This window comes from Flavobacterium collinsii (genome assembly GCF_902804485.1).
GTDB classification, from domain to species: domain Bacteria; phylum Bacteroidota; class Bacteroidia; order Flavobacteriales; family Flavobacteriaceae; genus Flavobacterium; species Flavobacterium collinsii.
The window spans coordinates 1-11,943 of the sequence record NZ_CADCST010000091.1; the positions used below are offsets into that span (position 1 = coordinate 1).

Here is an 11,943-nt window from a genome sequence, read left to right on the forward strand (position 1 = left end):
GGTTCTTGATCAAAATCAATATGATCCAAGTTGTTTTCTAAAATATTTTGTATGGTCTTAAAATTGTAAATTTTAAAATCAAGTGCCCGCCTGCAGGTATTTATTAATCACTGTCTGCCTACCTTTTTTTCAAAATTCAGTATTCCTAAACAGCTTTTATAAGCCTGTTCAGGATGATTTCTGCTTTCGATTATCTGTATTATATATTCTCCTACTGACTCATCAATATTATTAGCCCATTCAATGAAGCGGGCAGCACTCCATTGGGCTACAAATTGATGTGTACTGGCTAAATGCTCAGGGGTTGTTGTATAGACATAAGGTTTGTAGTTTCTTGGATTTACAGCTATTCGATTGTATTTATAATAAATCTCTACCGTTGATTTGGTATATAACAGCTTTGCTTTCTTCTTTACATATTGATACGGAACACTGTAATAGTTTTTGTCCTGGCTTAATTGAACATGACCGTTTTGCATTACTGTTGCAAAAGACTGGTATTTAATTTCAAAACGATCTTGTGGCAGTGGACGCAGTTTTTCTTTTTCGTCTTCTAAAAATAATTCAAAGCGGGAATAAGGCCGTCCTGTCAGTTTTCTGTTATTGTGAGAGTCAAGTAAATCCCAGATCTGCTGATTTAATTCTTCCAGAGAAAAGAACTTAGTTTCTTTTAGGGTTACATAAATCCTTCGATATAATATCTTAACGGCTCCTTCAAGTAATGATTTGTCTCTGGGTCTATAAGCTCTGGCAGGTAAAATTGTGGTTTCGTAGTGTTCTGCTAAATCAGTCAGGGTTTCATTGATTGTCGGTTCAAAACGACTGCTTTTTATTACTGCAGATTTTAAATTATCCGGAACAATGGCAGCAGGAGCTCCTTCAAAAAAGCGCATGGCATTTTCTACCGAGTCAACAAAGTTTTCCTTTTGCTGGCTCATGGAAGCTTCAGCATACGTGTATTGGCTAGCGCCTAATATTGCTACAAAAAAATGTACTTCTTTGACTTCTCCGGTATCTATATCAATAATTGAGAGTGTCTTTTCGGCATAATCAACATACATTTTATCACCAGCCTTATGGTTCATATGCATGACCGGATTAACTCGTTTGCCCATATATTGTAATGATAATGAAATTGTGAAGTTCGATAACCATCTGGATTTACAGCAATATATTGTTCCCACATATGCTGTACGGTAACGCCAACTTTTTTTAGTTCACGTTCCATTTTAGGAAAAAAATCATAAAGTGTCTGTAATCTCGGGCTAATGGCCTCTACACTAGTCTGGGAGAATAAAAGTTCCAGCTCTGCATCGGTTTTTTGGTCGATTAATTCAAAGCTTAATCCGAGAACTTCAAATAAAGAAATATATTTCTTTACCGTATTTCTTGAAAGGGATAAGTAGCTACTTATAAATAATTTACTCTTTCCATTACAATAGAATTTAATTACTTTTCTAATTTTACTCATGTCTGTTATTTTGTTTGCCATAATCCGTATATTTTTAACGAATGTATGGTTCTAACAACATGAAAAAATCAATAGTTTTTAATACTTAATTAACCACAAAACCTGGTGGTCAGTTTGCTCCGGAATTAGGTGGTCAAATTGACCGGTTTTTCCAATCAGGCCATTAAAAAAAAATTAAAAGCATCTTAGAAATACAATTATTTCAAGGTGCTTAATTTTCCAATTTATAATCCTACAATGTTATTATACTAGGTATAGAGTCAACTTAAAAAAAGGTGATAAATGTAATAACCTTTATTTAAAATTTATAGTAATATGTGCTTGATGATAAAGTATTTAATTATTTGTCTTTAGATGTAAGTGAAGCTTATTAACAATGCTCCCAAAAATTGCACAATGAGAATAATTTAAAAATATTAACCTAAAGGTTTATGAGATTATGATGGATTATTTAAATTTAATAAAGGAAAAGGTAAATTCTTTTCAGTGGGAAGATGAATCGTCACAATATCGTTTTGAGTTTCTAAATGTATCTGCCAATGGTAAGAAAATTAAAAATATTGAAGAAAACTCATTTTTTAAAAAATATTCAATACAAAAGCGCTTAACATTAAATGAAACCAATAATTTTTCAATTTTATATAACACTGAAAAAAATAAAATTTATGGAGAGGAAAATATAATTTTAAATGCCCCGGCATTTTATGGTTCATATCATATTGGTCTATACATGATGATCCCCATTTTGTTGGCGCTAAAGAAAATTACTTTTTCGGTAGTCATGGATGACTACTCTTTCAGTAGAAAGTCTCAATATGAGAATCCTGCCATTAATCCTAAAACAAATGTATAAAATATATTTCATAGTGAAAGGTGATTTATTTATATTTTAAGGTGCCCCCGTCGGGACAATTTTCGAACCATTTTATGGATGATTTGAAAAAGCTAGCTGCGGGTAATTCAGTTTGATTTTCCTTGAATGATAAGTATTTCTCCAGAAAATTTTCTATAGAGTTACATCTCTTAAGAACTTGTAAAAATTATAGTAACCAGTTCTATACAAACTGTTTTTTTTAGCCAAGTAAGTTAAATTTGTTTTTAGGTATAAAATCAAGCAGTCGTTTGTGGATTGACTTACCCATAACTTTATGTGCCTGTCCCAAACGTTGTTTGGCGTTGGACGTATGGCGAATGCGTACAGTATTGGTTTTGTTATGCATTGCGGCATTAAGGGTATTGGCACATACAATGCGAATAGGAGTAAAGGCGGCAGTTATACTTCCGCTTCCGTCGTGTGAAGTCGTAAGGAAAAGATATTTTTCAATCAAATCGTCGTTACCAACCCGAATATAATCGGGTAATTTAGCCGTTATAAATATGCGTTCTCCTAGAAAAAACGGAAAAAAAGAAAGCAAGATAAAAGTGGCTTAAGGATGTGGAGAGCTATAAGTCCCAGAGGGTGGCAAGTGAAACGCAGCCATTATGTGCTTGCAGCATCCTTAAGACACTATCTTAGCTGTCTTTTAGTCCGTTTCGAGTGGAAACTTTATAATTAATCTTCAAGTCAGACTGTAATGTATTACCATAGGTGTAAACAGTTATAATTTTTCCTAATTAATACTGTAACTGAAAGAATTGTATTTGGTGTTTTTGGAGCAAAAAAAAACAATACTTTTGGTGTCGGATTTAAAGGGAATCTATATTGAATAAAATTAGGATCAATAATTGGAGTTGAAAACCTTTTTTAGATGGAATTCTACATGTAAATTATTGGAAGGTAAATCGAGTTTATATATAAAAAAATAAGTAATTACTGGGTTTAGTTTTAAGGAATTAGTACAATTTATAATGAATTAATAAATTCTAAAAGCTCGCTTCGTTCTATTGCAGTCAATTTTTTGAATTTATCCTTAGCTGATTTAGCTTCTCCACCATGCCATAAAATCGCTTCGGTCACATTTTTTGCTCTACCGTCATGCATTAAATTAGTATGATTATTGACTGTTTCAATCAAACCAATTCCCCATAAAGGTTGTGTTCTCCATTCTGTACCTGTGGCTTTAAAATCTGGGGTATTGTCAGCCAAATCTGCGCCCATATCATGCAGCAACAAATCAGTATAGGGACGAATCGTTTGGTTTCTCAAAGCGGCAATAGAATGATTATTTCCTGTTTGTATTTTTGGAACATGACAACTTGCACAACCGATAGTTACAAAAGTTTTTTTCCCTTTTAATACGTTTTGCTCTGCATAATTTCTTCTTGCGGGAACGGCTAGCGTACTAGAATACAACACTACTCGATCAAAATTCAAATCGGTTATCTCTGGAGTTCCTCCATTTGCAATAGCGGTAAGATCTACACCAAAAGGCGCATTTTCGTTTGGAAACAAAATCGTGGTAATTCCCATATCACCCAGAAAAGCACCCGCAACTTGCTGGCGTACACTAGGTTGATTGGCTTTCCATCCAAATCGGCCTATCTTTTTTGAGTTGGATGCTACATCATGAACATAATTTATCTTTCCTGAAATGCCATCTTTATTGGTGTCGTTTTCATCTGTAAAACCAAGTAACGTACTTTCTGGAATAGCTTCTAATAATCCCATACCTATCATCTGATTGGCAACTCTTGGTGAAACTTGAAGATTACTGGCTAATGGGCCATGCCCCAAAGTATTAATTTGATATGATGGTTTTTGTAAAACAACAGTAGTACCATCTGCGAAAGTTTCTGTTATGGATTGGTAAACAATAGCAATTTTACCCTCAAGAGTTTGACCAAGAACGGCACCGTCTTGTAATTGTCCTCCATAAATTGGATCAGGAAGATTCCCACCGTTACCGTCAATACCTGGAATACTCAATCGAAGTAATAAACCGTGCCCCGTTTCGCCATCTGTTAAAGGCGCTCTCCCTCGACCGTCTTTAAAATGACAACTCGAACAGGAAATAGCATTAAAAAAAGGTCCTACACCGTCTCTTGCTGTAGTAGAAGCAGGAGCCGTTACCCAATTTTGTCTAAAAAAAGAATTTCCAATACCAAAATCTGATTGCTCTTCGAAAGATAAATTAGGAGCAAAGAAGCCAAAAGCCTCTTCTGATTTATTAAAAACTGTTGTTTCTCCACCCGAATATTGTTCGCCTTCTTCCGCAGTTAGAGGGATATATTCTTCCGCATCATTTTTACTGCAACTCAAAAAGAGAACACTAACCAAAACGACTAATACTTTTTTATAATTTTTCATTTCTAAACGGGAAAAAGTGTCCTTACAATTAAGAACACTTTAGTTATACTTTATTTTGAAGCTTTCTAGCTATTTACAATAATACCAATTTTCACAGCTCCAGCCAATAAATTAGCTCCAAACGTTTTTAATTCAGTGGCTGCTGCGATTACTTTTTTACCTTCTACAGACTCTTTACCACCTGAAATAGCTAAATCAAAAGGAGCAAGAATAGCAGTCATTTTTGTCAAACATGAATTGATAGACACATCAGTAGTATTATATATTTCAGTGTTGGCTTGTTTTACCAAATCCTCTAATGAAGCTCCGTCAACAGCACCATAATTACCTTTATAAATATTGATAACACTTTGCAAATTTAAAGTAATATCTCTGTGGGTATTGTCACTAAAACAAGAATGCTCATCTTCTTGATCTGCATTTCCAACAGCAACTTCCATACGCTCAACAGGCAATTCCGCTGACACCAATGTTGTAATTCCTAAATACATATTTTTAATAGCAACGTCTTCTTTCAATGCTAAAAAAGTAACTCTATAAGATCCACCCTCTTTCCATTGGTTTACTACTTGTAATAAATGGTCTGTCAATAAATCAGCACATACATTTAAATAAGTAGCTCTTCTTTCTTGATTGGTTGCAGTACCACCCGTTTTCAAATAATCCGTATAAGGTCTTTGCCCAGCCTTTTTATCCGATGGAGTAGTTAAATCCTGCCCCCAAAGTAAGAACTCTATAGCATGATATCCAACACTAACATTCGTTTCTTCTGTTCCAGGAGTATTTAGTACTAATAAAGAAGCTTTGTCTATTGTTGGATAAAGTTTTGGGTTATTTATAATTCCTGATGTTGAAGCTCCCGCAGTATAATCAATATAATTTTCGTCTAAAGGCCAAGAATTGATATACCCTTCTGGTCCTTTTAATTCTTCATTATCTATTGGGCCGTTGGCAAAACGAAACCCTTCTGTTGTACCATAACTCTCTCTAGATTTTAACCAAGCAGTTTTGGCTGCTGTAAAGTTAGCCTCTGTTGGAGTAGTGGTAAATGTTGTGATGGCAGCTTTTAGAACTACGGCATCATCATAAGCTTTTTTATAATTGGCGTAAGCGATATTGGCGTAATTTTCTATAACTTGTTTTTTGGTAACCTCTGCTTTTTTATCATCATTATTACAAGATGCAACTACAAAAACGGCAAGCAAAAGAAAACTTAACGTCTGAACTATTTTTTTCATAAGGTATTTATTTAGAATAATTAAATTTAATCAAAAATATAATTTTTTGGTAATTTGTCAAATTTTATTTAGAATTGTTTTTAAATAAAATTTAAGAGGTAATTTATTACAATGCTTTCTGCTTTTTAAGCAATGCTAAAAACCTTATTTTAAGATTTTTTCTGTAAAGCCTTTTTTATCCAATCGCCATATTGAATTTCATCAGATGTATAACCAATTGGGAGACTCAAGTCTTTTCCTTCTGGATTCATTATCACATAATAGGGTTGTGCATTGGCTTTGTAACGCGTAATTTGAAAATCACTCCATTTGTCACCAATAGATTCAATACTTTCGCCTGTATCTTTAGAAATGTATTGCTCCGAGACTGGTAATTCTCTCTTGTCATCTACATGAAGTGAAATTAAAACCACCTCGTTGAGCAACAAGTTAAAACTGTCGGGTCTGACCAAACATAGTCTTCCATTTTTCGGCAGTTGACACAAGCATATCCTGTAAAATCCAACAATACGGGCTTGTTTACTTTTTTGGTATAAGCCAAACCTAAATTATAATCTTCAAAAACAACTATACCGTGTGCTCCAATGTAAAAGACAAAACAAAAATACCAAACAACAATCTCCCCACCGATATGGAACCCGAAGGAGAATCGTGTGGCAATGTTATTTTTCCCAATAAATACAAGGCTAGTACTCCAAAAATGGCTATCCAAATGGCTAAAAACGCCTCTTTTTTCAGAAAATGCAATTGCAAAACCAGATCAGCATTAGACAAAAACTTGAATGCCAAAGCGAGTTCTAAAAATCCTAAAACAACTTTAACGGTATTGAGCCATCCACCCGATTTTGGCATGCTATTAAGCCAACTTGGGAACATGGCAAAAAGCATAAACGGCAAAGCCAATGCCATCGAAAAGCCTAATATTCCTATAACGGGTGCCAATCCATCTTTTGATGCGGCTTCGACTAATAGCGTTCCAACGATAGGCCCCGTACACGAAAAGGAAACAATAGCCAATGCCAATGCCATAAACAGAATACCAAGCATCCCGCCTTTATCTGCTTGTTTATCTACTTTATTTGCCCATGAATTAGGTAACATAATTTCGAATGCTCCTAAAAAAGATGTAGCAAAAACGATTAGTAAAACAAAGAAAATAATATTGAACCAAACATTAGTCGCCAATTCATTAAGCGCATCTGTACCAAAAAGGCCCGTTATTAGAGTGCCTAACAACACGTACAAACCAATAATAGAAAGTCCATAAATAATGGCATTTTTGATTCCAGCAGCTTTACTTTTATTTTTCTTTGTAAAAAAAACTTACCGTAATAAGGATCATCGGAAAAACACAAGGCGTCAACAGAGCCGCAAATCCAGACAGAAAAGCAATAAAAAAAATGGCAACAAACCCTTTTTTGGATTCTTTTTTTGGGATGATTGACAGTTGCTTTAGATTCTTTCTGAACCGCTTTCGGGGTAACTTGGTTTATTTTCGCAGCAATTTCGGTAGTAGTTGATGTGTTGGTTGCTAGTTCAGTTTGAACACTAACCCCTTCCGGAATCTTAAATTCAAAAGTTTTGTTTTGCTGAATGCAAGCTTCATTACACGCTTGATAAGAAATGCTACTAAAACTTTCCTTGTTTTGGTGTTTTTAATTTTAATTCTTTGGGTAAAAATAGCTTCATTTTCAAAAAAGCATTCTTCTACTTTAAAAACATCATTGTAGGCCTTTTCGAAAGTACTTTCGGCAACTTTTCCTAATCTTTCAAAATTACCTTGTTGGTTTTTGAAAACAAATTCGCTTGGCAGTGCTCCTCCATCTGGGGTAAATTGCGAATAGAGATGCCATCCTTTTTCGATAGTCGCTTTCATGATTAGTAAAAACTCTGTATCCGATTTTTTCTCGACCCTTGTATTCCATTTTACAGGATCGAGCATTTGAGCATTCATGCCAAATAGTGCAAAGAATGCGAGGTATAAAAATATTTTTTTCATTGGTTGGTGTTATGTAGCTGACATTCGCTTTTATAGAAATTAATACAAATCTATTTGAAAAATTAGGCACGCAGATTTGCACAGATTTGTGCAGATTTAAAAAAACAAACGACAATTATAATAAAAAAGTTATCGTTTGTAGTTTTATATTTATTTAGTGTTGGATGTCAAGAACGTTTTTACGCCTCCTATGTATCCTTTACTTTCTGTTGGAAAATCGATAGCATACATATTTTGAGCAATTGGATCTATATTTTGAGATGTCCAAGTAGCACCTCCATCAGTAGTTTTTGTCAACTCGCCGTACTGTCCAGCGGTATAACCTATTTTCTCATTCACAAAGAAAATCCCTCTTTGTTGATCATCTACTGGCAAAACGAGCCTGGTTATTGTATTCGTATTCAGGTCGATTTTGATAACCACCCCACTTTGTCCACAGGCATAACCAATATTTGGAACTGGAAAATGCATATCCTGCAAACGAATGGTTTGTTTGGTATCTATTGTTGTCCAAGTTTTGGCAAGATCGTTTGAGATTCTCAAAACACCATTAGCACCACAAACCACAATTGTAGCCGTATCTTTCATGTAAACTGCCCTCAAATCTGTAGTGACACCACTGTTTTTTTTAGTCCAAGTAACTCCTGCATTTGTGGTAGTCAATAAAACTCCTGCTGCACCTACACAAACTCCGTTATTTTTGTCAAAAAAAGTAACGCCATATAGGGTTTCCGTAGTACCACTTACCGCTTGTTTAAACGTTACTCCCGCATCGGTAGTGTACAAAATAGTCCCAAGGTTACCCACTATCCAACCTGTATTAGCATCTATAAAATAGTTGCTATACAACTGTCCCAACAGGGTAGGAATAACTAATTTTGTCCAATCTTTACCTCCATTGGTCATTTTTAGCACGGCACCTTGAGTTACTGTTTCAATAACCATATTTCCAACTGCAAAACCATTGTCAAGACCTATAAAATTGAGGTCATTGATGGTAGCGTTCAATATCAAGCTATTGGTACTAATGCTATAATCGGGCACTTTTGCTGTAGCTTCTGGAAACGTTTCTGTTTCGCACGAAACAACTATTCCCGCCAGTAAGAATACTGGAATTATATGTTTAAAAATCGTTGTTTTCATATGTAGATAATATTTTTTTTAAAAGGAATATGGTATCGCCAGATCTTCATTAGTGTTTGCGACAGCTTCTGTCATGGCGATTTCATCTGTGATTACTCCTTTTTTATTTTGTAACGCCTCTTGAATGTTACTCTTGTTTTGTTTTCAATATTGTTTTGCTACCAGCTACGTAACCTAAACTATCATTCCAATACGCCACATCCGTTAGGGTTACTGAAACTCCAGATTTCATTCGACTCCATGATGCTCCACTATCTTCGGTTTTAAAAATCAAACCAAATCTACCTACTACATATCCTAAATTATCCGTTAAAAAGTTGATTCCTTGCATGGTTTCGGTCATTGGCGGATTAATCAAAGTAAGAGCGTCGTTTGCCAAGTTGATTTTTAAAACAATTCCATTCGACCCACAACTATAGGCTACGTTTTGTGAGGGTGCAGCAATTCTATAAAATGTTGCAGCTGCCACATTTGTAACTTGCGAAGTTGGAATTATAGTAAAAGTATCTCCAAAATTGGTCGTTTTTAAAAGAACTCCCGCCGCACCAACGATATAAAAAGTAGTTGCATCTTTGATATAAATTGCTCTCAAAGCAGTAACAATATCCTTCTCATTTGTAGCTTTAGCAGATTTGATTACCCAAGTGGTACCACCATCTTTAGTAATCAAAATTTTTCCTGTAGCGGTAGTACAGGCTCCAAGATTTTCATTGAAGAGATTCACGGCAAGTACATTCTCGGTAGCCAGTAAAGTAGCAGGAACTTTATCTGTCCAAGTAGCACCTTGATCCCTGGTTTTCTTGATAATAGCACCGTTTCCAACTACCCATCCTGATTGTTCAGATGTAAAACTAATATCATTAAGATTGTTTGTCGTTTTGGCATCCAATTTTTGCCAAGTAACTCCTTGATCCGTTGTTGTTATAATATACCCCAACTGCCCTACAGAAATAGCAGTTGTTCTATTGAGCATTTTTAGAGTTGTATTCTCATTGATGGTGTTCAAGTCCTCTAGTACTTTATACGGATTTGGGTACACTAATGGCGCTTCTATTTTAGAGTCAGAACCTGTACAAGAAATCATAGAAATGATTCCTGCGATTAATGCTAGTGATTTTATAAAAATTGACTTCATACGTAGATAATATTTGTTTTTTATAGGAATATGGTATCGGTAGATCTTTATTGCTGTTTGAGGCAGCTTTTGTCATGGCGATTTCATTATTTATATTTTTTATTATTTAAAGAAATGATTAAAGTTCGAAAGTGATTTCAAAAGATAAAGAACTACCCGTTAAACCATCTTGTCTGTTGTTATGAGCGTAACGCAAACCAATATCCTTCATGGCTACAAAGTACTGAATTGGTTTTCCGTTTGCATCCAATTTTGCATTAGCAAAAGGAACATAGCGTAAGGCTAATCCTGTACGAACTGCCGAGAACGTAGCCAAATCCATATCACTGGTATAAAACTCCTCTGGATTATACACATGCTGACCATAAGCGGCATAATAAGAAGTTTCCTCTTGGTAATGAAATCTCGCAAATGGTGTTATTGCAAATGATTTATTGACTTTCAGTACCGCTTCCATACCAAAGGTTATGGAGTTAATATCCCATGTATCCTTGTACAGTCTAGCGTAAGTGCGCAACATGATTGCAGGATCTAAAAAGTAATTGAATCTTCCCGAAATAGCAATTTTGTAGCGTTCACGAGGTAATTTCTCAATTCGAACTTCTTTTTGATATTCATCTCCAATACCATCATTAAAATAAACTCTGTGAAAAGGAGTCGAAAGCAATCCTTTTTGAGCCAATAAATCAAGAGCTATAGAAGCATTCATTTTTTGGTTGATAGCAAATGAGAATCCGTTTACCAATGCATACGAAGTTCTATAATCTACAGGATACATTTGTCCATCTTTTTCGATAGCCTCTCCACTATATACAAAAGGAGTTGCATACGGATTTACAGAACTTGCAGAAGCACCTGTTTCTGCATCTAATGCCGATGCACGAAACTCCCCCGGATGTACCACCATCCTGAAACCCTGGCTGATTTAGCAGAACACTACGAAACTACAATTTTACCTGCCAGAGCTTACAGACCCAGAAACAAATCATTAGTTGAAGGAACTGTTAAGATATTATATCGAAGGATTTATGCAACCATAAAAGAAACTAAGTTCTTTTTTCTGGAAGAATTAAACCAGCAGATCTGGGATTTACTTGACTCTCACAATAACAGAAAACTGACAGGACGCCCTTATTCCCGTTTTGAATTATTTTTAGAAGACGAAAAAGAAAAACTGCGTCCACTGCCACAAGATCGTTTTGAAATTAAATACCAGTCTTTTTCAACAGTAATGCAAAACGGTCATGTTCAATTAAGCCAGGACAAAAACTATTACAGCGTTCCTTATCAATATGTAAAAAAGAGAGCAAAGCTGTTATATACCAAATCAACAGTAGAGATTTATTATAAATACAATCAAATAGCTGTACATCCCCGAAACTACAAACCTTATGTCTATACAACAACCCCTGAGCATTTAGCCAGTACACATCAATTTGTAGCCCAATGGAGTGCTGCCCGCTTCATTGAGTGGGCTAATAATATTGATGAGTCAGTAGGAGAATATATAATGCAGATAATCGAAAGCAGAAATCATCCTGAACAGGCTTATAAAAGTTGTTTAGGAATACTGAATTTTGAAAAGAAGGTAGGCAGACAACGATTAATAAATGCCTGCAGGTGGGCACTTGATTTTAAAATTTACAATTTTAAGACCATACAAAATATTTTAGAAAACAACTTGGATCATATTGATTTTGATCAAGAACT

Annotated in this window: 9 protein-coding genes and 2 pseudogenes; 2 read left to right on the plus strand and 9 right to left on the minus strand. The window is 35.0% G+C overall.

Features of this window, described 5'->3' with window-relative positions; translation table 11 throughout:
- Window positions 1–107: 107 nt before the first annotated feature.
- Together istA and FLA105534_RS13700 are read right to left on the minus strand one after the other, a co-directional pair.
- Window positions 108–1,115: an IS21 family transposase gene (gene istA, locus FLA105534_RS13695; protein WP_217427704.1), complete on the minus strand. Its 1,008-nt coding sequence runs from the start codon at window positions 1,113–1,115 to the stop codon at window positions 108–110.
- Window positions 1,082–1,492, minus strand: coding sequence for a hypothetical protein (locus FLA105534_RS13700; protein WP_173966688.1), 411 nt, complete (start codon window positions 1,490–1,492; stop codon window positions 1,082–1,084). Before FLA105534_RS13700 ends, istA begins: the two co-directional genes overlap by 34 nt.
- A 418-nt stretch (window positions 1,493–1,910) precedes the next feature.
- Between FLA105534_RS13700 and FLA105534_RS13705 the strand changes: the two genes are divergently transcribed.
- Entirely contained in the window at window positions 1,911–2,324 is a 414-nt protein-coding gene (locus FLA105534_RS13705; protein ID WP_173966689.1) for a hypothetical protein, read from the plus strand.
- A 283-nt stretch (window positions 2,325–2,607) separates the two neighbouring features.
- Here FLA105534_RS13705 and FLA105534_RS13710 read toward each other — a convergent pair.
- The 7 genes and pseudogenes from FLA105534_RS13710 to FLA105534_RS13740 form a co-directional block, all read right to left on the minus strand.
- Window positions 2,608–2,859, minus strand: a pseudogene (locus tag FLA105534_RS13710) (DUF932 domain-containing protein); the annotation flags it as partial.
- 455 nt (window positions 2,860–3,314) lie between these two features.
- Complete coding sequence (locus tag FLA105534_RS13715) at window positions 3,315–4,718, minus strand: di-heme oxidoreductase family protein (protein WP_173966690.1); 1,404 nt, start codon at window positions 4,716–4,718, stop codon at window positions 3,315–3,317.
- A 65-nt stretch (window positions 4,719–4,783) separates the two neighbouring features.
- Window positions 4,784–5,956 carry an imelysin family protein gene (locus FLA105534_RS13720; RefSeq protein ID WP_173966691.1) on the minus strand — a complete coding sequence of 391 codons (1,173 nt, stop codon included), beginning with the start codon at window positions 5,954–5,956 and terminating at the stop codon, window positions 4,784–4,786.
- A gap of 149 nt (window positions 5,957–6,105) precedes the next feature.
- Window positions 6,106–7,955: pseudogene (locus tag FLA105534_RS13725) on the minus strand (protein-disulfide reductase DsbD family protein).
- Between the two features lie 150 nt (window positions 7,956–8,105).
- On the minus strand, window positions 8,106–9,098 hold the full coding sequence (locus tag FLA105534_RS13730; protein WP_173966692.1) for a beta propeller repeat protein: 993 nt from the start codon (window positions 9,096–9,098) through the stop codon (window positions 8,106–8,108).
- A 127-nt stretch (window positions 9,099–9,225) separates the two neighbouring features.
- The gene (locus FLA105534_RS13735) at window positions 9,226–10,233 is read right to left on the minus strand and encodes a WD40/YVTN/BNR-like repeat-containing protein (RefSeq protein WP_173966693.1); all 1,008 of its coding nucleotides are present in this window, start codon (window positions 10,231–10,233) and stop codon (window positions 9,226–9,228) included.
- A gap of 118 nt (window positions 10,234–10,351) precedes the next feature.
- Window positions 10,352–11,140 (minus strand): DUF3570 domain-containing protein, encoded by a 789-nt coding sequence (locus tag FLA105534_RS13740; RefSeq protein ID WP_173966694.1) that lies wholly within the window; start codon window positions 11,138–11,140, stop codon window positions 10,352–10,354.
- On the opposite strand from FLA105534_RS13740, the gene FLA105534_RS13745 reads away from it, so the two are divergent.
- The coding region (locus FLA105534_RS13745; protein WP_455424119.1) for a Mu transposase domain-containing protein at window positions 11,129–11,943 on the plus strand (815 nt) is incomplete at its 3' end. The genes FLA105534_RS13740 and FLA105534_RS13745 overlap by 12 nt on opposite strands.

Excerpts from the sequence above, each read along its gene's own strand:
- istA (WP_217427704.1), bottom strand. The coding sequence starts at position 1,115 with ATGGGCAAACGAGTTAATCCGGTCATGCATATGAACCATAAGGCTGGT.
- FLA105534_RS13700 (WP_173966688.1), bottom strand. The coding sequence starts at position 1,492 with ATGGCAAACAAAATAACAGACATGAGTAAAATTAGAAAAGTAATTAAA.
- FLA105534_RS13705 (WP_173966689.1), top strand. The coding sequence starts at position 1,911 with ATGATGGATTATTTAAATTTAATAAAGGAAAAGGTAAATTCTTTTCAG.
- FLA105534_RS13715 (WP_173966690.1), bottom strand. The coding sequence starts at position 4,718 with ATGAAAAATTATAAAAAAGTATTAGTCGTTTTGGTTAGTGTTCTCTTT.
- FLA105534_RS13720 (WP_173966691.1), bottom strand. The coding sequence starts at position 5,956 with ATGAAAAAAATAGTTCAGACGTTAAGTTTTCTTTTGCTTGCCGTTTTT.
- FLA105534_RS13730 (WP_173966692.1), bottom strand. The coding sequence starts at position 9,098 with ATGAAAACAACGATTTTTAAACATATAATTCCAGTATTCTTACTGGCG.
- FLA105534_RS13735 (WP_173966693.1), bottom strand. The coding sequence starts at position 10,233 with ATGAAGTCAATTTTTATAAAATCACTAGCATTAATCGCAGGAATCATT.
- FLA105534_RS13740 (WP_173966694.1), bottom strand. The coding sequence starts at position 11,140 with ATGGTGGTACATCCGGGGGAGTTTCGTGCATCGGCATTAGATGCAGAA.